Source organism: Solwaraspora sp. WMMD792 (assembly GCF_029626105.1).
In the GTDB taxonomy this organism is placed as follows: domain Bacteria; phylum Actinomycetota; class Actinomycetes; order Mycobacteriales; family Micromonosporaceae; genus Micromonospora_E.
The window spans coordinates 3017389-3043188 of the sequence record NZ_JARUBH010000009.1; the positions used below are offsets into that span (position 1 = coordinate 3017389).

General features: G+C 72.9%; 25 protein-coding genes. 8 read left to right on the forward strand and 17 right to left on the reverse strand.

Annotation, left to right across the window (positions count from 1 at the left end; translation table 11 throughout):
* Positions 1–41 precede the first annotated feature (41 nt).
* The 6 genes from O7629_RS14655 to O7629_RS14680 are packed head-to-tail and all read right to left on the reverse strand — an operon-like array spanning position 42 to position 6617.
* The gene (locus O7629_RS14655) at positions 42–689 is read right to left on the reverse strand and encodes a transaldolase family protein (RefSeq protein ID WP_278169811.1); all 648 of its coding nucleotides are present in this window, start codon (positions 687–689) and stop codon (positions 42–44) included.
* The gene (gene xylB, locus O7629_RS14660) at positions 686–2206 is read right to left on the reverse strand and encodes a xylulokinase (RefSeq protein ID WP_278169812.1); all 1521 of its coding nucleotides are present in this window, start codon (positions 2204–2206) and stop codon (positions 686–688) included. Before xylB ends, O7629_RS14655 begins: the two co-directional genes overlap by 4 nt.
* Before the next feature lies 1 nt (position 2207).
* Complete coding sequence (locus O7629_RS14665; protein ID WP_278169813.1) at positions 2208–2897, reverse strand: SIS domain-containing protein; 690 nt, start codon at positions 2895–2897, stop codon at positions 2208–2210.
* A 31-nt stretch (positions 2898–2928) separates the two neighbouring features.
* Positions 2929–4491, reverse strand: coding sequence for a sugar ABC transporter ATP-binding protein (locus O7629_RS14670; RefSeq protein WP_278169814.1), 1563 nt, complete (start codon positions 4489–4491; stop codon positions 2929–2931).
* Position 4492: 1 nt separating this feature from the next.
* Positions 4493–5485: a substrate-binding domain-containing protein gene (locus O7629_RS14675; protein WP_278169815.1), complete on the reverse strand. Its 993-nt coding sequence runs from the start codon at positions 5483–5485 to the stop codon at positions 4493–4495.
* A 46-nt stretch (positions 5486–5531) separates the two neighbouring features.
* Complete coding sequence (locus O7629_RS14680) at positions 5532–6617, reverse strand: ABC transporter permease (protein WP_278169817.1); 1086 nt, start codon at positions 6615–6617, stop codon at positions 5532–5534.
* A gap of 186 nt (positions 6618–6803) precedes the next feature.
* Between O7629_RS14680 and O7629_RS14685 the strand changes: the two genes are divergently transcribed.
* From O7629_RS14685 to O7629_RS14700, 4 genes are all read left to right on the forward strand, one after another.
* Entirely contained in the window at positions 6804–7781 is a 978-nt protein-coding gene (locus tag O7629_RS14685) for a sugar-binding domain-containing protein (protein WP_278169819.1), read from the forward strand.
* The gene (locus tag O7629_RS14690; protein WP_278169820.1) at positions 7778–8422 is read left to right on the forward strand and encodes a hypothetical protein; all 645 of its coding nucleotides are present in this window, start codon (positions 7778–7780) and stop codon (positions 8420–8422) included. The genes O7629_RS14685 and O7629_RS14690 overlap by 4 nt, the downstream gene beginning before the upstream one ends.
* A gap of 109 nt (positions 8423–8531) precedes the next feature.
* Positions 8532–9890, forward strand: a complete 1359-nt coding sequence (locus tag O7629_RS14695; protein ID WP_278169822.1) for a hypothetical protein — start codon at positions 8532–8534, stop codon at positions 9888–9890.
* Between the two features lie 58 nt (positions 9891–9948).
* On the forward strand, positions 9949–10293 hold the full coding sequence (locus O7629_RS14700; protein WP_278169824.1) for a hypothetical protein: 345 nt from the start codon (positions 9949–9951) through the stop codon (positions 10291–10293).
* A gap of 91 nt (positions 10294–10384) precedes the next feature.
* Here the strand turns inward: O7629_RS14700 and O7629_RS14705 are convergent, their stop codons facing one another.
* From O7629_RS14705 to O7629_RS14720, 4 genes are read right to left on the reverse strand one after another with little or no spacing between them, the layout of a single operon-like run.
* On the reverse strand, positions 10385–10786 hold the full coding sequence (locus tag O7629_RS14705) for a carbonic anhydrase (protein ID WP_278169826.1): 402 nt from the start codon (positions 10784–10786) through the stop codon (positions 10385–10387).
* A gap of 1 nt (position 10787) precedes the next feature.
* Positions 10788–12563 carry a sulfate permease gene (gene sulP / locus O7629_RS14710; protein WP_278169827.1) on the reverse strand — a complete coding sequence of 592 codons (1776 nt, stop codon included), beginning with the start codon at positions 12561–12563 and terminating at the stop codon, positions 10788–10790.
* Positions 12560–13147 carry a rhodanese-like domain-containing protein gene (locus tag O7629_RS14715; protein WP_278169828.1) on the reverse strand — a complete coding sequence of 196 codons (588 nt, stop codon included), beginning with the start codon at positions 13145–13147 and terminating at the stop codon, positions 12560–12562. Before O7629_RS14715 ends, sulP begins: the two co-directional genes overlap by 4 nt.
* A 23-nt stretch (positions 13148–13170) precedes the next feature.
* On the reverse strand, positions 13171–14499 hold the full coding sequence (locus tag O7629_RS14720) for an MBL fold metallo-hydrolase (RefSeq protein WP_278169830.1): 1329 nt from the start codon (positions 14497–14499) through the stop codon (positions 13171–13173).
* Positions 14500–14660: 161 nt separating this feature from the next.
* On the opposite strand from O7629_RS14720, the gene O7629_RS14725 reads away from it, so the two are divergent.
* Complete coding sequence (locus O7629_RS14725) at positions 14661–14930, forward strand: metal-sensitive transcriptional regulator (RefSeq protein ID WP_278169831.1); 270 nt, start codon at positions 14661–14663, stop codon at positions 14928–14930.
* Positions 14931–15000: 70 nt separating this feature from the next.
* Here the strand turns inward: O7629_RS14725 and O7629_RS14730 are convergent, their stop codons facing one another.
* The 3 genes from O7629_RS14730 to O7629_RS14740 form a co-directional block, all read right to left on the reverse strand.
* Positions 15001–15669: a peroxiredoxin gene (locus O7629_RS14730; protein WP_278169832.1), complete on the reverse strand. Its 669-nt coding sequence runs from the start codon at positions 15667–15669 to the stop codon at positions 15001–15003.
* A 42-nt stretch (positions 15670–15711) separates the two neighbouring features.
* A complete protein-coding gene (locus tag O7629_RS14735; RefSeq protein ID WP_278169834.1) occupies positions 15712–17127 on the reverse strand; it encodes a rhodanese-like domain-containing protein in 1416 nt (471 codons plus the stop codon).
* 165 nt (positions 17128–17292) lie between these two features.
* Complete coding sequence (locus tag O7629_RS14740; RefSeq protein ID WP_278169835.1) at positions 17293–19041, reverse strand: PucR family transcriptional regulator; 1749 nt, start codon at positions 19039–19041, stop codon at positions 17293–17295.
* A 57-nt stretch (positions 19042–19098) separates the two neighbouring features.
* On the opposite strand from O7629_RS14740, the gene O7629_RS14745 reads away from it, so the two are divergent.
* On the forward strand, positions 19099–19887 hold the full coding sequence (locus tag O7629_RS14745; RefSeq protein WP_278174531.1) for an RNA methyltransferase: 789 nt from the start codon (positions 19099–19101) through the stop codon (positions 19885–19887).
* A gap of 45 nt (positions 19888–19932) precedes the next feature.
* Here O7629_RS14745 and O7629_RS14750 read toward each other — a convergent pair whose 3' ends face one another.
* From O7629_RS14750 to O7629_RS14760, 3 genes are all read right to left on the reverse strand, one after another.
* Entirely contained in the window at positions 19933–20688 is a 756-nt protein-coding gene (locus O7629_RS14750) for a hypothetical protein (protein ID WP_278169837.1), read from the reverse strand.
* A gap of 170 nt (positions 20689–20858) precedes the next feature.
* Complete coding sequence (locus O7629_RS14755) at positions 20859–21998, reverse strand: SPFH domain-containing protein (RefSeq protein WP_278169838.1); 1140 nt, start codon at positions 21996–21998, stop codon at positions 20859–20861.
* A 47-nt stretch (positions 21999–22045) separates the two neighbouring features.
* Positions 22046–22504 carry an NfeD family protein gene (locus O7629_RS14760; protein ID WP_278169839.1) on the reverse strand — a complete coding sequence of 153 codons (459 nt, stop codon included), beginning with the start codon at positions 22502–22504 and terminating at the stop codon, positions 22046–22048.
* A gap of 174 nt (positions 22505–22678) precedes the next feature.
* Between O7629_RS14760 and O7629_RS14765 the strand changes: the two genes are divergently transcribed.
* Positions 22679–23977, forward strand: a complete 1299-nt coding sequence (locus O7629_RS14765; protein ID WP_278174532.1) for a serine hydrolase domain-containing protein — start codon at positions 22679–22681, stop codon at positions 23975–23977.
* Positions 23978–24035: 58 nt separating this feature from the next.
* Here the strand turns inward: O7629_RS14765 and O7629_RS14770 are convergent, their stop codons facing one another.
* Positions 24036–24860: a DUF3097 domain-containing protein gene (locus O7629_RS14770; RefSeq protein ID WP_278169840.1), complete on the reverse strand. Its 825-nt coding sequence runs from the start codon at positions 24858–24860 to the stop codon at positions 24036–24038.
* Between the two features lie 121 nt (positions 24861–24981).
* On the opposite strand from O7629_RS14770, the gene O7629_RS14775 reads away from it, so the two are divergent.
* On the forward strand, positions 24982–25773 hold the full coding sequence (locus O7629_RS14775; RefSeq protein ID WP_123602363.1) for a hypothetical protein: 792 nt from the start codon (positions 24982–24984) through the stop codon (positions 25771–25773).
* Positions 25774–25800 lie beyond the last annotated feature (27 nt).

The following is a 25800-nucleotide window of genomic DNA, read 5'->3' on the forward strand; positions in this document are numbered from 1 at the left end:
ATCCGGCCCAGGCTATCGCCGGGCGTAAGGTCAGCTGACGCTCAGCTGTTGCGTGCCGCGGCCGCCAGGAACTCGGCCACCGCCCCGTCGGTCAGTTCGTCGCGCATCAACTCGTCGGCGAGCGCTGGCCCGATGGTGAACGACGGCACCCCGGCCGCCGCCAACCGCACCAGGTCGTCGACCGATTTGATGCTCGCCACCAGGGTCTGCGTCGGGCCACCGGCGAGGATCCGGTGCATGGTCTGGATCTGCGCCAGTCCGTCGCGGCCGGCGGCGGTCATCCGCCCCAGGTACGGCGCGATGTACCGGGCACCCGCCGCTGCGGCGAGCACCGCCTGCGCGGCGTGGTAGACGGCGGTGACCAGCACCGGCACCTGCTGGTCGGCGAGCCGGCGGGTGGCGGTGAGGCCGGACCGGGTGGCCGGCACCTTCACCACCACCCGGTCGCTGAGCTCGCGCAGCCGCAGTCCTTCGGTGACGATGCCGTCCGGGTCCTCGGCGAGGGTCTGCAGGAAAACGGTGCCGGCGCCGGCGGCGACCGCCCAGTCGTGCAGGGCGGGCAGCTCGGCCTGGCCCAGCCCGGCCCGGTCCAGCAGCAACGGGTTGGTGGTCACCCCGGCGAACAGCCCGGTGGCGAGCAGCGGGGCCAGTGCGGCCCGGTCGGCGGAGTCGAGATACAGCACGGTCACACGAAGTCCTCAGTGGATAGGCTGATGGGTGGATCTGCGGGTGAGTCGAGGCCGTCCCAGTCGGCCAGCCGCGCGTACCGCTCGCTGACGTCCGGCCGGGCCGGGGTCCGGGGTTCGGTGACGGTCAAGGTTGCCGGCCGCCAGGCGTCGCGGACCTGACGTATGTCGGCACCGGCCAGCACCGCCGACGCCTGCAGGCAGGCGCCCCGGGCGGTCGCCTCCGGCGCGTCACAGGTACGCACCGGTGTGCGCAGCAGGTCGGCGAGGAGCTGCCGGTACGCCGCCGAGCGGGCGGCCCCACCGGTGACCAGCACGTCGCCGTCGGCCGGGGCACCGGCGACGCGGAGCCGCTCGTGCCCGCGTACCAGGGCCAGCAGCACGCCCTCGACGGCGGCCGACGCCAGCTCCTCGCGGGTGGTGGCGGTGGTCAGCCCGGCGAGCACGCCGCGCGCCCGGGGCCGGTCCGGGGAGCGTTCGCCGTCGAGGAACGCGGCGAGCACCGGACGGTCCGGGTTCGCCGGAGCGGCCAGGGCGAGCCGGGCCAGCTCGTCGTGGTCGACGCCGAGCAGCCGGGCGAACGTGTCGGTCACCTTGGCGCAGTTGAGCACCGACACCAGCGGCAGGTAGCCGCCGGCCGCGTCGGCGACGCCGTTGACCCAGCCGCTGGCGTCGTGCACCGGATCGTCGGTGGTGGTCAGCACCACCCCGGAGGTGCCGAGGCTGTAGACCACCTCGCCGGAGCGGATGCCCAGGCCGAGGGCACCCGCGTGCTGGTCGCCGGCGCCTGGCCCGACGACCACGTCCGGCCGCAGCCCGAGCTGGCGTGCCACGTCCGGGATCAGCGTGCCGGCCGGTTCGGCGGGGCCGAGCACGGTGGGCAGCATGGTGGCCCAGTCGAGGTCCGCGTCGACGAACCGGGTCAGCAGATCGGTCCGCCACCGCTGTTCGTGTGCGGCGTAGTAGCCGGTGCCGGTCGCCTCCGAGCGGTCGGTCACCGTCCGGCCGGTGAGCCGGTAGGTCAGGTAGTCGTGTGGCAGCAGTACGGTGGCCAGCCGGCGCAGCAGCTGCGGTTCGTGCTCGGCGACCCAGGCCAGTTTGGTGATGGTGAACGCGGCCGTCGGCACCGATCCGACCGCCTCCGCCCAGCCGGCCGCGCCCAGCTCGGTCACCAGCGCCGCCGCCTGCGGCGCCGACGTGGTGTCGTTCCACAGTTTGACGTCGCGCAGCACCTGTCCGGCGGCGTCCAGCATGACCAGCCCGTGGCACTGCCCGGCCACGCTGATCGCGCCGATCGACTGCGGGGTCACCGCGGTGCCGCGCGTCGCCGCGTCGGCGATGGCGGCCGGCAGCGCCGTGGTGAACGCCGACCACCAGGTGGTGGCCGGCTGCTCGGACACCGGCGGGAAGGTGGGCGGGTGCGGGGCCCGGCCGCTGCCCAGCAGCGTGCCGTCGACGGCGTCACGCAGCTCGACGGTGCATGACTGGGTGGAGCTGTCCACTCCGGCGACGACCGGCATGTCAGCTGTCCCCAGCCGGGGCGTCGCCGTCGGCGGTACCGCGACGGCCGGTATCGGCGGTGGCGGTCAGGCCGGGCAGGGCTGCCGGCAGTTCGGTGATCTTGCCGACGGCACCGGCCGGATGGGTCTCCAGCACCTGGTCCCAGCCGTAGCCACGGCGGCGCATCAGTACGTACGCCAGGGCGTCACCCCACACCGACACCGCCAGGGTGCTGCCCATCGCGATCACCCCGCCCGGGTCGGCCTGCTCGTCGTCGGCCAGCACCACGGCCAGGTCGGCGAGCCGGCCCAGGGTGGAGTCCGGCGCAGAGGTGAGCACCACGATCGGTACGTCGCGGCGGCGTACCCGTTCGGCCAGGTCGCTCAGCTCGGCGGTCTCGCCGCCGTGTGAGATCGCAATGAAGATGTCACCGGCGACGATCGCCCCCATCGAGCCGTGCAGGGCGTCCATCGGTGACAGGTACAGCGCCGGGGTGCCGCAGACCGACAGCAGGTGGGCCATCCGGCGGGCCACCGAGCCCGAGGTGCCGGATCCGGTGACGAACACCTTGCCGGTGCAGTCGGCCAGCAGGTCGACCGCGCGCAGGAACGTCTCGCCGAGCTGGTCGGCGACGGCGAGTACCCCCGCTGCCTCCCGTCGGATGGCGGCCTGGCCGGCCAGCAGCGTCTCGGCCGGGGCGTCGACTGTCATCGTGTCCTCATCTTCTCGTTCTGGCGATTCATCAGGCGGCCTCCCACGCCGCCTGGCGCAGTGCCCGTGGGGTGAGGTCCCGGGCCGGCAACAGTTCGCCGGTGGACCGGCCGTGGACGATCACCGCGACGTCGTCGGCGATCTCGCAGATCTCGTCCTCCTCGCTGGACACCACGATCACGGTGAGCCCGTCGCGGTGTGCGAGGTCGCGCACCATGCGGTGGATCTCCGCCTTGACGCCCAGGTCGACGCCCTTGGTCGGTTCGTCGAGCAGCAGCACCTGCGGGCGTTGCGCCAACGCCCGGGCTAGCAGCACCTTCTGCTGGTTGCCGCCGGACAGCCGCACCACCGGCGCCGACCGGTCCCCCCGTACGTGCAGCTTCTCCAGCAGGGCGGTGGCGTCGCGGCGCATCCGCTGGTGGTCGAGCAGCCCGAACCGGCGGTAGCGGGACAGCACCGGCAGGGCGACGTTCATCACCGAGTCGAGTTCCGGGACGATCCCGTCGCTCTTGCGTTCCTCGGTCACGTACACCACGCCGGCCCGCTGCGCCGGGCCTGGGCCGCGCGGCCGGTAGCGTCGTCCGTGCAGGGTGATGGTGCCGGCCCGGACCGGGTCCAGCCCGACGAGGGTACGCAGCAGTTCGGTGCGCCCGGAGCCGACCAGCCCGTAGATGCCGAGCACCCGGCCCTTGCCGGCCTGCAGGGTGACGTCGTCCAGCACCGCGGTACGCAGGTTGCGTACCGCGAGACCGACGTCGTCGCCTGCCCCGTCACCGGGCCGACGGCGGTCGCCGCCGGCACCGGTTCGGTTCTCGGCCCCGGTCTCGGTGCCGGTCCCGGCGTCGGAGCCGGCGATGGCCCTGACCACCTCTTCGCGGGGGATCTCGTCCACCGCGCCGTCGATGCGGACCCGACCGTCGACCAGGGCGACCACCCGGTTGGCGACCGCGTAGAGCTCCTCCAGCTTGTGGTCGACCAGCAGCACGCCGACCCGCTGGTCACGAACCAGGTCGCGGACCGTGTCGAGGAACTTCTCGACCTGCCCGCCTTCCAGGCTGGTGGTCGGCTCGTCGAGCAGCAGGTAGCTGACGTCGCGGTGGATCGCGATGGCGATCTCCAGCAGTTGCCGGGTGGCGACCGGGTAGTCGCCGAGGCGGCGGTCCACGTCGACCGCCAACCCGAACCGGTCGACCAGGTTCTGGGCCTCCTGCCGCATCGCTCTGCGCCGCAGCAGCCCGGCGGTGGCCCGTTCGTCGCCGAGGAACGCGTTCTGCGTGACGGTGAGGTTGGGCAGCAGGGACAGTTCCTGGTAGACGGCGGCCACCCCGGCCCGGCGGGCGTCGGCCGGCGAGCCGAAGTGCTGCACCCGCCCGTCGACCCGGATGGTGCCGCCGTCCGGGCGGATCGCCCCGGCGATGCTTCTCAGCAACGTCGACTTGCCGGCCCCGTTGTGACCGACCAGCCCGACCACGTCGCCGGGCCGCACGGCGACGGTGACCCCGTGCAGCACCGGCACGTTGGCGAATCGTTTGACGATGCCCCGTGCCTCGATGCCTGGTGCCGGGGTCACCGCCGTCGTCGGCGAGCTGGTCATCTCAGCCGACCTCGCCCGGGGCCGGGGTCTCGCCGGTGGTGAACATCTTCAGCGGGCGCAGGATTTGCGCCTGCGGCGTGCCGCCGTCGACCCAGTCGCGGACCTGCTGCACGACCCGGCGGCCGTAGTCCTCGGGCTCCTGGGCGACGCAGCCGGCGTACTGCTCGGTCAGCGGCTCCTCGGCGGCGCAGAACCCGTACACCTTGACGTCCTTGCCCTGCACGGCCTGCAACGCGCCGTACGCGGCCGGACCGGTGTTGGCGTAGATCACGTCGAGGTCCGGGTTGCCGGAGAGCATCTCGGTGGCGGCCTTGAGGCTGTCGTCGGGCTTGACGTTGCCGTCGACCTTCGCCACCACCTCGGCGTTGGGGTTGGCGGCGATGGCTTCCTCGAAGCCCTCGTCGCGCAGCAGGGTCGGCACCTCGTCGGGTTCGGTGACGAAGCCGATCTTCAGCTCGGCGTCCGCGCCGAAGTCCGCCAGGACCTGCTCGGCGATCTGGGTGCCGCCGGCGACGTTGTCCGCGCCGAGGTACTGCACGATGCTCGCGCCCTGGTCGGTGAGGGCCTCCTCGGAGACGGTGACGTTGACGGTGAACACCGGCACCCCGGCGTCGTTGGCGGCCTTGACGATCGCCGCCGCCGGCTCGGACTTCACCGCGTTGAGCGCCAGGGCACAGGGGTTCTTCTGCAGCATGGCCTGGACCTGGGCGAGCTGGGCGGCGTCGTCGTCGTTGGCGATCTGCACCTCGACGTCGAAGCCCTGCGCCTCGCCTTCCTCCTCGAAGCCGCGCTTCATCGCCACGTAGTACGGGTTGGTCAGGTTCGGCAGCGCGACGGCGAGGTAGGGGTTCTCCTCGTCGCAGGCGGCCGGACGGGCGTCGCCGTCGGTCTGGTCGGCCGACTGGCCGGTTCCGGTGTCGACGGCCCCGCCGCAGGCGGACAGCGCCAGGGCGGTGCCGAGGGCACCGACGGACAGCATCATCTTGCGGTGCATCGAAATTCCTTCCATTGGTGACGGGTGCGTGAGTGCGGGTGAGGCATCAGGTGGCGGTGGTGGCGGGCGTGGCCCCGGTGGCGGTGCCGCGCTGCCCGGCCGGAGCCGGCCCGCCGGTCGGCTGCCCCGGCCCGCCGCCCGGGTCGGGTGCGTCGGGGGCGTTGCCACGTCGCAGCAGGCTGCGGCGGATCAGTTCGCCGAGTGTGGTGTTCCGCCGGTAGGTGTCGACGGTGACGCCGGCCAGGATGATCAGCCCGATGACCAGTGGCTGCCAGTAGCTCTGCACGCCGACGACGTTCATGCCGTTGGACACCGTGGCGATCAGGACCGCGCCGAACAGGGCCCCGGGCATGCTGCCGATGCCGCCGAACAGGCTGACCCCGCCGACGACGGCAGCGGCGATGGAGTAGAACAGCTCGTTGCCGGATCCGGCGCTGGGGTAGCCGACCATCAGCCGACTGGTGGTGATCAGCCCGCCCATGGCCGCGCAGACACCGCTGATCGCGTACACGAAGATCGTCACCCGACCGATCCGCACGCCGGCGAGCCGGCTGGTGGCGGCGTTGCCGCCGACGGCGTAGACATGCACGCCGGTCGCGGTGAGCCGCAGCAGCGCGGTGAACAGCAGGGCGGCGACGGCGACCAGCACGACCGGCATCGGTACGCCGAACAGCCCGCCCCGGCCGATGATGGCGAACAGCGGGTCCTTGACGGAGACGGAGCTGGCGCCGGTGAGGATGAGCGGAATGCTGGCCGCGACACCGAAGGTGGCGAAGGTCACGATGAACGGCGGCAGGTGGAGAAAGTGCACGCAGGCACCGTTGAACACGCCGACGAGCGCACCGACCACGATCGCGGCCAGGGCGGCGAGCCACCAGGGCAGGCCGTTGCTCATCAGCAGGGCGGCGGTCATCCCGGTCAACGCCACGTTGGAGCCGGTGGACAGGTCGATCCCGCCGGTGAGCAGGACGAACGCCTGCCCCATGGCGAGGAAGGCGATCACGGCGCCGTTGAGCAACAACAGTTGCGCGTTGTCGAATGTCCGGAATGTGGGCGAAAGCGCGCTGAAGGCGAGCCCGACCAGCACCACCACAGCCAAAATGCCGGCTTCATCAGGTATGCGCCGTTTCACGACGGGCCTCCTTGCAAACACTGCGTGGGGTGGATTGGCAATTCTGCTCATACGAGCACTAGACTGCGCTCATACGTGAACACTAGGTCACGTGACGAGCAATCGACAAGAGGAAGAAACAAAATGAGCGCTGGCGATGCTCAAACGAGCGCCGATAGCTTGACGTCCACCGAGCGGTGGCTCCTCGTGACGGTCGCCCGTCGCTTCTACCTTGAGGACCGCAGCAAGGTGGAGATCGCGAAGGAGCTGGGCCTGTCCCGTTTCAAGGTGGCCCGACTGCTGGAACAGGCCGTCGCCACCGGTGTCGTGACCATCACCCTGCACGACAGCGGCACCGTCGACCCTGCCCTGTCCGCCCGTCTCGCCGAGCACCTCGGCCTGCGTGAGGCGCTCGTCGTCGAGGCCGCCGGCGGTGAGGCCGAGGTCCGCAAGCAGATCGGCCTGACCGCGGCCGGCCTGCTCAGCGACAGCGTCGGTGCCGGCGAGGTGCTCGGCCTGGCCTGGGGCCGCACGCTGAGCGCGATGACCCAGTCGCTGCCGGCCCTTCCCCCGGTGTCGGTGGTGCAGCTGACCGGCGCCATCGGCAGCAACCTCGACGAGTCCCCGGTGGAGATCGTCCGCAAGGTGGCGGTCAGCTCCGGCGGCTCCGCCCACCCGATCTTCGCCCCGCTGGTCGTCGACGACCCGGCCGCCGCCACGGTGCTGCGCCGCCAACCCGACGTCGCCCGCGCGCTGCGCATGTTCGACGACGTCACCACCGCGGTCGTCTCCGTCGGCTCGTGGGACCCGCCGAACACCCAGCTCATCCCGGCGATCTCCGCCGAGGAGGTGACCAGCCTGCGGGCCCAGGGCGTCCGTGCCGACATCGCCTCGATCCTGGTGACCGAGGACGGCACGATCGTCACCTCCGACTTCGCCGCCCGGTGCATCTCGGTCACCCCCGAACAGATGCGCCGCTTCCCCCGGGTCATCGCGGTGGCCGGCGGTGCCGACAAGGCGGGCGCGGTGGCCGCGGTGGCCCGCGCCGGTCTGATCACCGGCCTGGTCACCGAACGGGCGTTGGCCGAGGCGGTGCTCGGCGCCGAGGGCGTCGCGCCGACTGTGCCGGCACAGACCACCCAGTCGGACCGACCGGCGCAGCAGGCAAAGGGGGTTCGGGCGTGACGAGGGTGCCACGGGTGGCCGGCTCGCTCTGGTCGGCCGACCGCGCCCGGGTCGGCGAGGAGGCCGCCCGGCTGGCCGACGCCGGCCTGCGGCATGTGCACTGGGACGTCACCGACGGGGACTTCGCCGTGGCCGGCGGGTTCGAACCGGCCCAGGCCGAGGCGCTGACCGCGTCGACGGGGGTGGTGGCCGAGGCACACCTGATGGTGCGCCGACCGCTGCGCCACGTCGACGCCTGGACCGAGTTCTGCGACGTGGTCACCGTGCACGTCGAGGCGGACGGCTGGCAGGCGGCCGTCGACCGCATCGCGCGACGGGGCCGTACCCCCGCCGTAGCCGTGTCACCGGACACCGGACTGTCCACCATCGACGCTCTGCCGGCGTCGGTCGGGGTGCTGGTGATGTGCGTCGAGCCGGGCAACGCCGGCGGCGCCTTCCGGCCCCGCTCGGTGCAGCGGGTCCGCGCCCAGCGCGGCCGGCCGCTGCTCGGGGTGGACGGCGCGGTCACCGCCGCCCGCGCCGCTGAACTGGCCGGCGCCGGCGCGACCTGGGTGGTCAGCGGCACCGACCTGCTGCACGCCCCCGACCCGGCGGCCTGGCTGACAGCGGTGCGAGCCGGCGACGGACGGCCGACCGGGTGAGGGCCGCACCAGGCGACCCCACCGCCGGCCGGCGGGGTCATCGGGCCCCGGATCAAGGGCACAGGCTGGGGCTAGTATGTCTGGTCGGTGAGCTGTGGAGGAGGTACGGGTGGAAAGCGACGAATTGCGACGTTACACCGCGTTTACCTTCCCTAGTCTGGAATTCGACCCGGTGACCGGGGTGGCCGAGCTGGGCTACGCGCTCACCGGCGACGACGGCGCGGAGCTGACCTTCGTCGAGCGGATCACCTTCCCCATGCCGCAGGACGGCACCCCGCCACCGAACGGGCCCGGGTCGACGTTCCGTCGGGTCCTGGAGCTGCTGCACCTGGTCGCCGGGGTCAGCTACTACAAGGCGGCGGCTCCGCCGTCGCTGGTGGCGCCGGCACCGCTGGGGCCCGAGGCGGTCGCGCTGGTCACCGCCGTCTACACCAAGGGCCTGGCCGAGTACGCGTACCGCAACGGTCTGCCGCACGTGCTCGACCTCGCACCGGTCGTGCCGGACGGGGAGCCGGCACCGCCGGAGCCGGTGGACACCGCCGACCGGCGACCGCTGTCGGCGGTCGGCGGCGGCAAGGACTCGATCGTCACCCTGGAGGCGCTGCGCCGAGCCGGGTTCGACCCGGTGCCGTTCTCGGTCAACCCGAACCCGGTGATCGTCGCGGTCAACGCGGCCTCCGGGCTGCCGGCGCTGGCCGCCCGCCGGGCGTTGGACCCGCGGCTGTTCGACCTCAACGCGGCCGGTGCGTACAACGGCCATGTTCCGGTGACCGCGATCAACTCGCTGATCGCGGTCGGTACGGCGGTGCTGCACGGCCTCGGGCCGGTGGTGATGTCCAACGAACGGTCCGCCTCGGACCCGAACCTGATCTGGAACGGACACGAAATCAACCACCAGTGGTCCAAAGGTGTCGAGGCCGAAGGGATGCTGCGGGCCGCGCTGCACGGCCACGCCGGGCTGACCGAGCCGTACTTCTCGCTGCTGCGCACCCTGTCCGAGCTGCACATCGCCAAGCTGTACGCCCGATCGACCGGCTACGACCCGGTGGTGACCAGCTGCAACGCGGCGTTCAAGCTGCGGGACCGCAGTGAACGCTGGTGCGGGGCGTGCCCGAAGTGCCGGTTCGTGTTCCTGGCGTTCGCGCCGTTCATGGACCGGGACCGGCTGGTCGGCATCTTCGGCGTCGACCTGCTCGCCGACCCGGCCCAGCTGGCCGGCTACCGGGAGCTGCTCGGCCTCGACGGGCACAAGCCGTTCGAGTGTGTCGGTGAGGTCGAGGAGTCCCTCGTCGCGTTGCGGATGCTCGCCGGGTCGCCGCAGTGGCGCGACGCCCCGCTGGTGCGGGAGCTGATGGCGGTGGTGCCGGAACAGGCCTGGCCGGCGGTCGACGCCTCCGACGTACTGCTGCCCGGCGGGCCGCACCACGTGCCGGCGGCGTACGCGAAGGTCCTCACCGCGCTGGCCTGAGATCCGGCTCGCTGCGGAGCCGTACGTGCGATGGACAACCGCTCCCGGAACATAAAGGATGTCGCATTTCGCGGACGGCTGCCGATCCACGCTCTTCTTCTTTATCCTCAACGACAGCCGAGCATTGCTCCAGAAGGGACCGGGCATGATCAGGTTCATCCGGAACGCTGTTGTCGTCATGGTGCTGGCCGTCTCCACCAGTCTCGTCGCCGCCGCACCGGCCCAGGCTTATTTCCCCGCCCCACCGGTCGGTTCGATGATCGACGTCACCTTCTGGACGAACTCCGGTCATACCACCGAGGTCGGCCGCTGGCTCTATGGAATTTGTGACGGCACCTACACGGATGAGCTGTGGGGCCAACGGACCAAGTACTACAGCTGGCGAGAGTATCCCTGCCTCTGATCACGCAGAGACGGCCTACGGGCACGCATACCGGCGAACACGCTCTACAGAGCATGCCCTGTGGGCCGATCCCATCGGTTGCCGATACCGCCTACGTGTGGCGGTCGTCGACCAGGTGCGGCTGCCAGCAGCCGGCTCCACAGCTGCCGGTGTGTACGGCGAGGATCCGCAGGCCGGGCAGCCGGGCAGCGAGCCGGTCGGCGGCGTGGCGCAGCTGATCGTGGTGCTCGGCCTCGCTGACCGGGTTGCCGGCGCAGTCGGCGTGCCCGGCCAGCACCAGGGTGCCGCTGCCGTGCGCGGTCCGGGAGACGCCCACCGCGTCCAGCAGCCGGGTCAGGTCCGCCGGGTCGGCGGTGGCCAGCACCCGGTCGGCGCCTGGTTCGGTGATCAGGTCGAGGTGGTCGACGCCGAGCCGGTCGCGGACCCACTGCCCGAGCGGCCCGTGAATCCGGCCGTCGATGCAGGTCACCACGGTGGCGAACCGGTCCGGCACGTCAGTACACCTCCTGCGGCAGGCGGGGCGTTGAGCCAGTATCCGCGGTCCCGTCACCGCCGGTCGCCCCGCCTTCGCCGGTGGCGGCGTCGACCGCGCCGACCACCTCCGGATGCAGCTGCCCGGCCTCCCGCATCGTCGGCCACAGGCCGGAGCGGGTGAGCAGGTCCCGCACCGGTCCCCGGACGGTGGCCAGGTGCAGCGCGACGCCCCGGCTGGCCAGCCGATCCCTGGCCTGGGCCAGGGCGTGCGCGCCGTCGGCGTCGGCGTCGCCGATCGCGCTGGCGTCGACCACCACCGCCCGTAGCGCTTCGCGGGTTTCGGCCAGCGTCAGCAGCCGGTCGGCGAGGTACTGCGCGTTGGCGAAGTACAGCGGCCCGTCGATGCGCAGCACCACCACCTGCGGATCGGTGACCAGGCCCTGGTAGCGGGCCACGTTGCGGAAGGTGGCGGTGCCGGGCACCCGGCCCAGTTCGGCGGTGTGCGGGCGGGCCGACCGGCGCAGGAACACCGCGAGGCTGAACACCACCCCGGCGGCCAGGCCCGGCTCCACCCCGGCGACCAGGGTGACCGCGAAGGTCAGCGCCAGGGTGAACCCGTCGACCCGGCGAAGACGCCAGGCCGTCCGGGCGCCCCGGTAGTCGACCAGCCCGAGTACGGCGACCACGACGATCGCCCCGAGCACCGCCTTGGGCAGGTGGTAGAAGGCCGGGGTGAGCAGCAACGCGGTCAGCCCCACCACGCCTGCGGTGACCACCGACGCCACCGGTGTGCGGGCTCCGGCGGAGAAGTTGACCGCGCTGCGGGAGAAGCCGCCGGCGACCGGGAAGGCGTGGAAGGCACCGGCGGCGGCGTTCGCCGCGCCGACCGCGACGAGTTCGGCGTTCGGGTCGACGTGCTGGCGGGACCGGGCGGCCAGCGACTTGGCCACCGCGATGCCCTCCATGTAGGCGACCAGGGCGATCGCGATCGCGGCCGGCAGCAGGGACCGCAGGTCGGCCAGGGCGAGCGCCGGCAGGTCCGGGGTGGGCAGCCCACTCGGCACATCCCGCAGGATGGGTACGCCCCGGTTGCCGAGGGCCAGTACGGCGCTGACCGCCGTGACGGCGGCGACGACCAGCAGCGCCGCCGGCACCTTCGGGGCGTACCGACGCAGCAGGACCAGCCCGGCGATGCTGGCCGCGGCGACCGCCACGGTCAGCGGGTGGATCGTGGCGACGCCCTGCCACAGGCTGGCCATGATGCCGGGCAGGTTCTCGGCCCGCTCGACGCGCATCCCGAGCAGGTCCTTGACCTGGCTGGCGGCGATGACGAGCGCGGCGGCCGAGGTGAACCCGGACAGCACCGAGTGGGACAGGAAGTTCACCAGAGCGCCGAGGCGCAGCACCCCCATCAGGATCTGGATGGCACCGACCAGCAGGGCGAGCAGGCCGGCGAGGGCGGCGTACCGACCGGGGTCGCCGGCGGCGAGGGGGGCGAGCGCGGTGGCGGTCATCAGCGCGGTGATCGCCACCGGGCCGACGGCGAGCGAGCCGGAGGTGCCGAGCAGGGCGTACACCAGCACCGGCACGATCGCTGCGTACAGGCCGGTGACCGGTGGCATGCCGGCGAGGGCGGCGTACGCCATGCTCTGCGGCACCAGCATCACCGCGACGGTGAGGCCGGCGATCAGGTCGTGGCGCAGCACGTGCCGGTCGTATCCGCGCCGCCAACCGAGGATGGGCAGGACCCGCGCCGGACCGGTGCGCTCCTGGCGGGGGTACGCGGTAGTGGTCATTTCGTCGCGCCGGCCCGGCTGATCCGGGTCAGTGAGGCGTCGACGTCACACCCGGTGCCCTGGTTGTACGGCAGGCGGGCCAGCAGCATGCCCATGGCGCAGGTGTTGGTCAACGCGGCGACGGTCAGCCCGGCCCCGATGAGTCCGGCGACGTACCGGGCCGGCGGGTACCAGATGCTGGCCAGCACCGAGACCAGCACGATCGCGCCGGCGACCAGGCGTACCTGACGTTCCAGGCTCCACCGCTGGCGGCCCCGGTTGACCGGGGCGCCGGCGGAGATCCAGGCGTTCATCCCACCGTCGAGTACGGTCGCGCCGTCCAGCCCGGCGCCGGCGAGTTTCGCGCAGGCCTGGTTGGCCCGGTTGCCGGACTGGCAGATCAGCAGGATGCGGCCGCCGGCGTCGGCGACGATCCGGTTGAGGTGGGCGTCGACCTGGTCCAGCGGCAGGTTGATCGCCCCGTCGATGTGGGCGGTCTCGAACTCGGCCGGGGTGCGCACGTCGACGACCAGGGTGTCGGGGTTGTCGGCCAGCAGGGCACGGGCGGCGGGCACCTGGATGTTCGGGTTGATGGTGGGGGGCATGTCGTTCCTCCGTGCGGTGATGGTCAGGCTTCGGTGGCCAGGTCGGCGACGCCGGCCCCGCTGAGCACGGCGGGCCGGTGGCCGGCGCGGACCAGCAGACTGGCGGCGATGGCGGCCCGCCGACCGCTGCCGCAGGCGACGAGGACCGGTCGCTGCGGGTCGAGTTCGGCGGGGATGCCGTCGGTGACCAGGTCGGCGAGGAAGCGTTCGACCGACCCAGGCCAGCTGACCCGCGCCCGCTCGCTCGGCATCCGTACGTCGAGCAGCTGCGCGTCGGGCTGGGCCAGCCGCTGCCGGAAGCTGTCCAGGTCGAGCAGTTCGTAGCCAGGGCCGAGCTGGTCGGCGGGGGCCGGCCGGTGGACGCCCTGGACGGTGTCGAGCCCGATGCGGGCCAGCTGGACGACGGCTTCGGTGACGTCCTGGCCGGGTTCGGCGATCAGCACGACGGGTGCGCCGTACGGCAGCAGCCAGCCGGCCCAGCTGCCGAAGTCGTCGGTGAGCTCGATGCCGACGGAGCCGGGCAGCAGGCCGGCGGCCTGGGCGGGCCGGGGCCGGATGTCCAGCAACTGGGTGTCGTCGGTGGTCGGCAGGTCGGCGGCGGTGATCTCCGGGATCTCGACGGCCGGCATCGGCTCGCCGCCACGCAGATTGGCCGGGCCCATGTACTGGTAGAAGGCCGGGATCGGCATCGGCTCGGCGAGCAGCCGGTCGGCGAACGTCTCCGGGTCGCCGATGCCGAGCAGCGGGTTGGTGTCGACCTCGTCGCCGATGGTGGAGGTGAACCGGCCGGCGCCGGTGGCGGTGCAGAATGAGCCTTCACCGTGGGTCGGGTAGAGCTCGACGGCCCGGGGGAGACCGGCGAGACGGTGCAGCGAGCCGTGCTGCAGCCGGGCCAGGGTGCGGGCCCGGTCGGGGCCGAGCAGGTCGGGTCGGCCGGCGGAGGCGACGAGCAGGCTGCCGCCGGAGAAGACGGCGACCGGCTCACCGTCGATCAGCACCAAGTAGCTGGTGTGTTCCGGGGTGTGACCGGGGGTGTGGACGGGGCGCAGGGTGAGGTTGTCGGCCTTGATGTCCTCAAGGTGGAAGGCGGGGGTGTGCCGGTAGGTCGGTGCCGCGCCGGCCGGCAGAACCAGCTCGGCGCCGGTCCGTCGGGCGAGCTGCGGCCCGCCGGAGACGTAGTCGTTGTGCAGGTGGGTCTCCAGGACGAACCGCAGGTCGACATCGCGTTCGGCGGCGGCGTCGAGGAACCGGTCGATGTCGCGCTGCGGGTCGACGAGCACCCCCTTGCCCTCGTGGACCAGCAGGTAGGACTGGTCGCCGAGGCCGGGGGTACGGAATGAGATGAGTTCCATGGGTGCTCCTCCGCTCTCGCGTATACCCCTGGGGGTATCTACGGACCCAGTATGTTCGAATGAACGGACATCTGCAAGTGATACCCCCGGGTGTATCGTGTAAACCCAGCTGGGCAGGCCCGAAGCACCAGCGGGAGACCCCGGACCAGGAGGAACTCGCCATGCAGGTCGAGGAGAACACCACGGCGGACGTGGTCAAGCGGCTACGCCGGGCCGAAGGGCAGATCCGCGGCATCATCGCGATGCTGGAGTCCGGCCGGGACTGCGCCGAGGTGGTCACCCAGCTCGCCGCCGTCTCCCGGGCACTCGACCGGGCCGGCTTCAAGGTCATCGCCAGTGGGCTCGAACAGTGCATGGGCCCCGACAGCGACGCCACCGAGCGCAAGGCCAGCCTGGAGCAGATGGAGAAGCTCTTCCTCTCCCTGGCCTGACACCGGGCCCGACGGACCGGCCTGACACCGGGGCCCGGTGGGTCGTCGGGCCCCGGGCAGGGTCGCCGGGTCAGCCCCGGTCCGGCCGGGTGGCCAGGTACCAGTCGGTCAGCTTGACCGTGTCGTCGGTCAGCCGCGCATCCAGATCGGCCTCGGTACGCGGCGCACCGAGCACCACGTCGTCACCGGGTCGCCAGTTCGCCGGGCAGGACACCCCGTCACGGTCCGCGGTCTGCAGCGCGTCGACCAGCCGCAGGATCTCCGGGATCATCCGGCCGGCGTTCATCGGGTAGTACAGCACCGCCCGGACGATCTGCTCGGCGTCGATGACGAACACGGCCCGTACCGCCGCCGTACCGGACGTGTTCGGGTGCAGCATCCCGTACGCGTGCGACACCACCATGTCCAGGTCGGCGATGATCGGAAACGGGATTCGCACGCCGAGCTTGTCGTGGATCGACCGGGTCCAGGCCAGGTGGCTGAAGACCGAGTCCACCGAGTTGCCCAGCAGCGCCACGTCGCGGGCGGCGAACTCGTCGGCCAGTTCGGCGAAGCCGACGAACTCGGTGGTGCAGACCGGGGTGAAATCGGCCGGGTGGCTGAACAGCACCAGCCAGCGGCCGGCGTAGTCGGCCAGCCGGACCGGGCCGTGGGTGCTCTCCGCCGTGAAGTCGGGTGCCCGGTCGCCGATCAGCGGCAGTCGCGGTGCCGGAGCCGGTACGGAGACGGTGTCGCTCATGATCGTTGATACTCCTTCACTGGTAGGTAGATGGCCGAGGGCTCAGACGGTGCCGACCGGCTGGCGCAGTGCCCGCCAGGCCTGGTAGCCGCCGAGCAGGTCGGAGACGTCCGGGTGGCCGTTGGCCCGCAGCAGGCTGGCCGCGACCGACGAGCGGTATCCGCCGGCGCAGTGCACCACCACCGGCCGATCGGTCGGCACCTCGGCGATCCGCCGGGACAGTTCGGCCAGCGGGATGTGCAGCGCGCCGTCGATGACCCCGGACTCGCGCGTGCCGTCGGTCACCCCGGCGGCCCGCTCGCCGGCGTTGCGCACGTCGAGCACCACCGGTGGCTGCTCGCCGTCGAGTGCGGCGGCCAGCTGCGCCACGGTCAGCCGGCTGGCCCGGGTCAGCTGGTCGACCATCTGCAGGAACGCCTGCTCCGGCTCGCGCAGGTAGCCGGCGACGGTGTCGAAGCCGATCCGGGCCAGCCGGGTGACGATCTCCTCCTCGCGGTCCTGCGGGGCGACCACCAGGATCTGCGTGCCGGGGGCCAGCACGCTGCCGGCGGTCTCGGCGAACCGGCCGTCGGCGGGGACGTTCAGCGCCCCACGCAGGTGGCCAGCGGCGTACTCCTGCGGGTCGCGGGCGTCGACCACGACGGCGCCGGCGGCCTGCCGGGCGACGAACTCCGCCGGGTTCAGTGGCGTGGGTGCGGCGGTGACGTCGAACAGGGCGTGGTCGCGGCGGTTGAGCACCGCGTCGTAGCCGAAGTACGCCGGGGCGGCCGGCTGGCCGGCGGTGACGATCGCCAGGAACTGCTCGGCGTCCATCGGGGCGCAGGCGTAGTTGGTGGCCCGCTGCTCGCCGATGGTCGACGAGCGCTCGGTGGACAGGTTCTTGCCGCAGGCCGATCCGGCGCCGTGGGCCGGGAAGACCCGCACCGGGTCGGGCAGCGTCATCAGCTTGTGCTGCACGCTGTCGTAGAGCATCCGGCCGAGTTCGTCGGCGGTGACGCCGAGCGAGGCCAGCAGGTCGGGCCGGCCGACGTCGCCGATGAACAGCGCGTCGCCGGTGAGTACGCCGTACGCGACCGGGTCGTCGGCGTGTTCGTACACCAGGATGCTGATCGACTCCGGGGTGTGCCCGGGGGTCTCCATGATCTCCAGGGTCACGTCGCCGAGGCTGATCCGGTCCCCGTCGGCCAGCTTGCGGATCGGGTAGTCGGCCTCGGCCTGCCGGCCGTAGCCGATCCAGGCGCCGGTGCGCGCGGCCAGTTCCAGGTGGCCGGCGATGAAGTCGGCGTGGAAGTGGGTGTTGACGACGCCTTCGATGGTGAGGCCGTGCGCCTGGGCGTCGGCCAGGTATTCGGTGACGTCGCGACGCGGGTCGACCACGACGGCGCGCTTCGTGGTCTCGTCTGCGATCAGGTAGGACGCCTGGGACAGGCAGTCCAGGTAGTACTGGGCGAAGAACATGCCCGGGACCTCCTTCGGCGGGTGGTTCACGGTTGCCGGATTCAGTCCGAACATACCCCCGGGGGTATATGGGAGGCGGTAGCTCAAGGTCCCGAAGATTCAGGACCTTCGACCCGGTACGACGCGAGCCCCGCAGGCCAGGCGGGCGGTCAGCACCGCGACCGGTCAGGCCGGTGGGCGGGCCCGTACCTCGTCCAGCGCCAGCACCGCGACGTGCAGCGACAGGCACGCCTGCACCGAGTCCAGGTCGACGCCGAGAATTTGCCCCAGCCGGGTCAACCGCTCGTAGAACGCCGGCCGGGACAGGTGAACCGCGGCAGCCGCCGCCGACTTGTTGCGGCCATGATCCAGGTACGCCCGCAGCGTGGCCAGCATCCGCTGCCGGGGATGACGGGCCTCGTACGCCAGCAGCGCGCCCAGCTCACGTTCGACGAAGACCTGCAACCGGGGTTCCTCCCGCAGCAGGTGCAGCAGCCCGGCCAGGCCGACGTCCGGCAGCCGCAGCACCTGGTCCGCGCGGCGGTCCCGGCGACCGGCCTCGGCCACCTGGCGGGCCTCGACCAGGGTCCGCCGGGCCTCCCGGACGCTGTCCACCCCGCTGCCGGCGGCGACCACCACCGGCACCGGCTCGGACCGGCGCAACCGGTGCAGCGCGGCCAGCAGACCGTCCAGCGCCGGGTCCGCCGCCGTGGCGTCGCGGACCGCCAGCAGTACGCCGACCGCATGCTCGTCCAACGGGCTGGCCAGGCCGGTCAGCCCGGCTTCCCGCAACGCCAGGCCGACCGTCTCGGCGAGGTCGCGCAGCCGGGCCTGGACCGTCTCGGCGCTGTCGGCCGACGGCACCGCCACCGCCGGCCCGACCCCGCCGACCCCGGTGGCCGCAGCGGGCTCGGCACCGGAACCGGCGTCGCGGAACCGGACCGCAACGCCGACCAGATGCCGCCGGTCCAGGCCGACACCGAGCGCCCGGGCCCGCATCGCCACCTCGTCGACCGGCTGCGACCCGTCCAGCAGCGCGGTCAGCAGCGTCCGGTGAATCTGCCGCTCCAGCCCTTCGGCGTCGCGGCGGATCAGCCGGCCCAACGCCAGGGTCGACGCGGCCCGTTCGAGCAGGATCGACCACCGCAGCGGCGGCCCGCCCGACCCGCTGAACCCACCCGACCCACCCGACCCGCCCGAGACACCCGGCCCGGCAGCCGGGCAGCGCAGCAGCAGCCGACCCCAGTCCTGGCCTCGGGCGCCGACCATGGTCACCAGCCAACCGGTGTCCGCGTGGTACGCGGTACGCCCGGTCGGCTGGATCCGGCGCGAATGCTGCTCCCAGCCGTCCAGCAGCAGCCGGGGGTTCTCCCCGGCGGTGTGGTAGGCCAGCACCCGGCGGGACAGGTTCTCCAGCACCACCGGTGCACCGGCCAGCTCGGCCGCCTGGCGTACCACCTCGGTGGCCTCCGCGCCCTCCACGGACAGCTCGGTGAACCGCTGGTGGATCTCCTCGGTGGCCCGCAGCTCGGCCAGCTGGGCGTCCACGATCAGGGCGTGCACCGCCTCGGTGATCAGCACGAACGGGGTCTCCCGGCGCAGCTCCACCAGCGGCAGCCCGTGCCGGTGCGCCGCCGCGGCCATCACCTTCGGCACCCCGCCGTGGTAGCGGCGGCCGAGCTCCACCACCAGACCGGCGACACCTACCTCGGCCAGGTCGGCGATGAAGGCCCGCACGCCGGCGTCGTCGGCGGGCAGCCCGATCCCGGTGGTCAGCACCAGCTCACCGCCGCGCAGCAGGCTGGCGATGTCCGGCACCTCGGTGACGTGCACCCAGCGCACCGGTCGGTCCAGGCCCTCCTCGGCGGCGACCACCCGGGGCCCGCCGTTCCGCACCGGGTCGAGCGCCAGCACCTCACGGACGGTCGGGAACACCCGCAGAACGCTACCCGGGCGACCGGCACAATGCCCGGTGTGCCAACAACGGAGATCATGGACCCGGACGACGAGCGGATCGCCGACTACCGGGCGCTGACCGACGTCGAGCTGCGGACCCGGTGGGAGCCGCCGAACGGCCTGTTCATCGCCGAGGGCGAGCTGGTCATCGGGCGGGCCCTGCGGGCCGGCTACCGGCTACGGTCGGTGCTGGTCGACGCCAAGCGCGTCGACCAGCTCGCCGACCTGCCGGCGGAGGCGACGGTCTACGCGGCGACCCCGGCGGTGCTGGAGTCGATCACCGGATTCCACGTACACCGAGGGGTGCTCGCCTCGTTCCACCGCCGGGCGCTGCCCAGCCTGAACGAGGTGCTCGACCGGGCCCGCCGGCTGGTCGTCTGCGAAGGGATCAACACGCACACCAACCTGGGTGCGCTGTTCCGCAGCGCGGCGGCGCTCGGCATGGACGCCGTGGTCCTCTCCCCCACCTGCGCGGATCCGCTGTACCGGCGGTCGGTGCGGGTCAGCATGGGCGAGGTGTTCGCGGTGCCGTACGCCCGGGCGGCGGCCTGGCCGGCGGCGCTGGCCACCATCCGTACCGCCGGGTTCCGGCTGCTCGCGATGACCCCGGCACCGGACGCGGTGCCGGTCCAGCGGCTGGACGCCGCGGCCCGGGCCCGGCCGGCGCTGCTGCTCGGCGCGGAAGGGCCGGGGTTGAGCACCGCGGCGGTCCAGGCCGCCGACGTACGGGTGGCGGTGCCGATGCGGCGCGGTGTCGACTCGCTCAACGTGGCGACGGCGGCGGCGGTCGCCTTCTGGGAGCTGTGCCGCGCCGACCCGGCCTAGCGGGAGCTGGCCGGGGTGCGGCCGGCGGACTGGCAGGGCCGGCTGTCAGGCGCGGGCCGGGGCGGTCGCCGGCACCTGGACGCTGGGCACCATCCGGCCGGCGGACCAGGCCAGACCGATCCCGGCGGTCAGGGTGAGGACCGCGCCGACGGTCTGCAGCGGCCCGGAGAGCAGCCCGACGAGCCCGAGCAGCGGGGACGCGACGATCAGCAGCCAGCCGTCGAGCCGGTTGAACAGCTCCGAACGCAGCACCGCGGCACCGGCGAGCAGCCAGCCGAGGCTGTACAGCGCGGCGCCGACCAGGGCGATCGACCGGGCCGACGTGCCGTAGACGGCGGTGCCGTCGGGCAGCCCGACGAACGGCACCGTCGACGCCGTACCGGCCAGGCCGACCAGCAGCGCGGAAACGGCGGTGCCCCGGCTGCGGGCGGCGGCGTGGATCCCGGCGATCGCCACCAGCGCGACCAGCCCCAGCCAGCTGGCGATCACCCAGGAGACCAGGTACGCCGGCCGGCCGTCGACCAGGTCGGGCGCCGGGCCGCCGCCGCGCAGTCCGCTCAGGCTGCCGATCCCGAACGCGATCGCGTATGCCGGCAACGTCCAGATGGCGACCCGGCTGAACCGACGGATCGACCACGCCCAGGCGGCGTTGGTGGCCGGGCCGGCCGGGGTGTTCTCCGGTGCGGCGGCGGCCACCACGGCGACCCCGGCGTCGCTGCGGGAGACCACCCGAACCGGGCCGGACCGGCCGGCGTTGGACGCGGTGGTCCGGGGCCGGGTGTTCCTGACGGCGCGCGTCACGGTGTCGCCTCCCCCGCGCTGCGGGGCCGCACCGGGCCCCGTCGGCTGTGCTCACTGACCGACCGATCGTGGCAGCCGACGGCGGCGGTACGCGGGGGTTCCTCGGATTTCAGCCGGTCGGGTCAGCCCGGCCCGGCCTCGATCGGCTCGGGCCGGGCCCCGGCTGTGGGTCAGCCGCGTTCGGCCTGCGGGCGCTGCTGCTCGGCGCTCAGCTCGCCGAGCAGCTCGGACGCGGGCACCGGCTCGGGCGCGGGCAGCCCGGCCGGCCGGGCCTTGGCGCCGCCGGTCGCCGTACCGCCGCTGGTGACCTGCTCGGCGGCCCGCACCTCGTCGTTGACCCGCTGCGCCTCGGCGGCGGCGGCCTCGGCCGCCTCGGCCGCCTCCCGCTCCACGGCGCTGGAGTCGACCTCCTGCGACGGCGCGTCACCGACCATCTGGCTGAGCCCGCCGAGCGCCCCGCCCAGACCTTCGAGGGCCTTGGTCAGCTCGGCCGGGACGATCCACATCTTGTTGGACTGGCCGTTGGCGATCTGCGGCAGCGCCTGCAGGTACTGGTAGGCGAGCACCTTCTGGCTCGGATTGGCCTGGTGGATGGCGTCGAATACGGTCCGGATCGCCTTCGCCTGGCCTTCGGCCTGCAGGATCCGGGCCTGCCGGTCACCGTCGGCGCGCAGCACCGCGGCCTGCTTCTCGCCCTCGGCACCGAGGATCTGCGACTGCTTGTGCCCCTCGGCGGTGAGGATCGCGGCGCGGCGGTCCCGCTCGGCGCGCATCTGCTTCTCCATCGAGTCGCGGATGCTCGGCGGCGGCTCGATCGCCTTGATCTCCACCCGGGTCACCTTGATGCCCCACCGGCCGGTGGTCTCGTCCAGCACACCGGACAGGTGCTGGTTGATCTCCTCACGGCTGGTCAGCGCCCGCTCCAGGTCGAGCGAGCCGATGACGTTACGCAGCGTGGTGACGGTGAGCTGCTCGATCGCCTGCAGGAAGTTGGCGATCTCGTAGGTGGCGGCCCGGGGGTCGACGACCTTGAAGTACAGGACGGTGTCGATCGACACCACCAGGTTGTCCGAGGTGATCACCGGTTGGGGCGGGAAGCTGACCACCTGTTCCCGCATGTCGACCTTGGCCCGTACGGTGTCGACGAACGGGACGAGCAAGTTGAGACCGGGAGTCATGGTGCGCTGGTACCGGCCGAGCCGTTCGACCAGGTCCATCCGCTGCTGCGGAACGATCCGCACCGCCCGGATCAGGGTTATCACCGTGATCAGGGCGACCGCCCCGACCAGCACCGCGATCACTAAGTCCATCGTCGTTCACCTTCTCGGCTCGGGATGTTGATGCCGGCCCGGGGTGTTCATGCCGGTCCGCCGCCGGTGACGTCGTCCCGCCAGACGAGCGCGGTGACGCCCTTGACCTGGATCACCTGTACCCGTTCGCCGGGGGCGAAGACCTGGGTGCCGTCGTACGAGCGGGCGCTCCACAACTCGCCGTCGATCTTGACCTGGCCGCCGTCGGCGTCCACCCGCTCCAGCACCAACGCCGACGCGCCCTCGATCGCCTGCACGCCGAACGGTTCCTCGCCACCGCTGAGCGCGGACTGCCGGTGCCGCTGAATGACCGGCCGGACGGCGACCACGGTCAGCGCCGAGACGGCGGCGAAGACCAGGGCCTGGGCGGCGACCGGGGCACCGAGGGCGGCGGCGATCGCCGCGGCGAACGCGCCGGCGGCGAACATGACGAGGAACAGCGTCGCGGTGAATAATTCCGCGACCGCGAGTACGACGCCCAATACGATCCACAGGACGGGTTCCACACACCGATCGTGACATGTCCGCGCACCACCGGCGACCCGGGAACCGACAAATCGGGCACTTATCGGCGCGCCGTGCCCGACCCTTCCACCCTGAGTCACGCACCAGTCGCATCTGAGTCAACGAGCAAGGAGCAGGTACGCGTGTCCGCACCCCTGTCCCCCGACACCATCAGCATGATCGACACCGCGGTCGCCGAGACCCAGTCGTACGGTCGGGCGCCCTCCGTCGTCCTCGGCGTGCTCCGGGACCGGCGGCTGGTGCACGTCGCGTCCGCCGGTGACCACCCGCCGCCCCACCCCGACCTGCAGTACCGGATCGGCTCGATCACCAAGACCTTCACCGCCACCCTGGTGCTGCGGCTGCGCGACGCCGGCCGGCTCGACCTCGACGACCGGCTCCGCGACCATTTGCCCGACGTCCCGTTCGAGCGGATCACCCTGCGTCAGCTCCTCGGCCACGCCGCCGGACTGCAACGCGAACCGGACAGTGACGGCTGGTGGGAACGCGTCACCGGCACCGACGTCGCCACCCTGCTGGCCGGGCTCGGGCCGGACAAGGTGGCCTTCCCGCCACACCGCACGTACCACTACTCGAACCTGGCGTACGGGCTGCTCGGCGCCGCCCTGCACCGGATCACCGGCACGCCGTGGGCCGAACTGGTCGCCACCGACCTCCTCGGCCCGCTCGGCATGACCCGCACCACCTACCACCCCACCGACCCGTACGCCGCCGGCTACGTGGTGCACCCGTGGCACGGCACGCTGCGCGAGGAGCCGCGTACCGACACCGGCGCGATGGCCCCCGCCGGCCAACTCTGGTCCACCGTCACCGACCTGAGCCGGTGGGCGGCGTTCCTCGCCGACCCGGACCCGGCGGTACTGGACCCCGACACGATGGCGGAGATGTGCCTGCCGGTGGCGATCAACGACCCGCAACGGTGGACCGGCGGCCACGGGCTCGGCCCCGAGCTGTACCGGGTCGGCGAGCGGGTCTTCGCCGGCCACGGCGGCTCGATGCCCGGCTACGTCGCGCTGCTCGCCGTGCACCGCGACACCGGCAGCGCGGTCGTCGCCTTTGCCAACTCCTACGGCTTCACCCGGGGCAGCATCCGTGAGCTGGGGCTGCGGGTGCTGGTCGAGGTGCTCGACCGGGAACCGGTCGCGCCACGACCGTGGCGGCCGGGCACCCTGCCGCCGCCGGAGATCGACGCCATCTGCGGCCGGTGGTGGTGGATGGGACGGGAGATGCAGGTCTCCTGGGACGCCGACGCCGCCGAACTGGTCCTCACCCTGCTCGGGCCGGTGCAGCCGGTGACGTCGCGGTTCGTCGCGGCGGGTACGGACCGCTGGCAGGGCCGCAGCGGCGCCCAGCAGGGCGAGATCCTCACCGTACGGCGTGGACCGACCGGCATCCCGACGGCGCTGGACCTGGCCACCTTCGTCCTCACCCGCGACCCGGACGACCTCGGCTGACCGGCCGCCGGCACACCACTGCGGCGGCACGGTCGGCTCGCTGTCACCGCACGCCGGCTCACTGCGGCGGTACGGTGACGAAGTCGATCAGCCGCTCCATCGCGTTGATCAGCGGCGTCTCCACGTCCTGATAACTGTGCACACTGGACAAGATGCGGCGCCACAGCTGTGCCGGATCGGATACGCCGACCGCCGCGCAGACGCCTTCCTTCCACGGCTGTCCGGGCGGGATCCGGGGCCACTGCCGCAACCCGATCCGGTCCGGTCTGACCGCCTGCCACACGTCCACGTACGGATGCCCGGTGACCAGCACGTACGGCGAGGTGACCGTGGCGACGACCCGGCTCTCCTTGGACCCGGGGACCAGGTGGTCGACCAGCACGCCGAGCCGGCGCTGCGGGCCGGGCGCGAACCCGGCCACCGCTGCGGCGAGGCCGTCGATGCCGTCCAACGGTTCGACGACGACGCCCTCGACCCGCAGGTCGTCGCCCCAGATCCGCTCGATGAGCGCGGCGTCGTGCACCCCCTCCACCCAGATCCGGCTGGCCTGGGCGACCCGGGCCGGCCGGTGGCCGACCGCGACCGACCCGGACGCGGTGCGCTGCCGCTGCCGGGGCGCCGTCGGCTCGCGGGGCGGCCGGCGCAGCGTCACCGGCTGGCCGTCGAGCAGGAAACCGGCCGGGACCAGTGGGAAATGTCGTCGGCGGCCGTGCCGGTCCTCCAGCGTCACCGCGCCGGACTCGAAGCCGACGACCGCGCCGCAGAACCCGGAGTCGGCGTCCTCCACCACGAGGTCGGGCTCGGCGTCGACCTCCGGCACCACCCGGCGGCGGCGCCAGTTGCCCGCCAACACGTCGTCGCCGTACCGCCGGTCACCGCCCACGTCCGGCAGGCTAACCGCACCGGCCGGCGATGGCCCGCCGACGCGCCGACCGGACACCCCCGACGGTGACCTGCCGCCCGGTGTCGAGACAACCGGCAGCGCGGCACGTACCCTAGCGTGCATGTCCCCCGCAGCAGGCGCGGCGACCCTCGCGACGCGCCGCTCCAGCCGGTTCGTGGCCTGGGTGCGCGCGTGGCGCGCCGGCCTGGTGCCGTACGACGAGATAGCCGACGAGATAGCCGGCGACGAGGAGCATCTGGTCGCCGACGCACCCGGTGCCTGGACCGACCTGCCGTTGCGCGACGCACTGTCCTGCTTCGCGAAGCTGCCGCCGGACGAGATCCGGCTGGCGTTGCCGGCGCCCGGCGACCCGCGTGGCCTGCCCGGTCCGGGCGAGTTCACCGGCGCGGCGCTGCTGGCCGGCGAAGCGGTGGTGGCGCGCGGGCTGGGCGTCATCCCCGAAGTACGCTCGCACACGTCCGGGTCCGGGGTCACCTTCGAGACGGTGCTGTGGCGGATCTACCCGCTGCCGCAGGAGCTGCCCGCCGCCGGGCACGCCGGGCCGAGCGCTGCCGAGGCCGAGGCCGAGTTGTCCACCGCGCTGGCCGAGACGACCACGGCGCTGACCCGACTGGACGTCGCCCACTGGCGGCCGGAGCTGGCCGGGGCGCTGGCCGCGCTGCGCCGCCCGGACGGCGGGATGGACCTGCCGCCCGGATTCGATCCGCGGGCCCGCCGGCTGTTCGCCCGGGCCAGCGTGCTGGACCAGGTCCTGGCGCTCGCCGAGCACGTCGCTCCCGGCGGTGCCGTCAACGGCTACGAGGCCCAGCAGCGCGACGCCGCGCTGCGACCGCTGACCACCGCCTGCCGCCGGGCGCTGGTCGCCGCCTGCAACGCCCCGCTGCGACCCTGACTGCCGATCGCGGTCGGACGGGGCGGT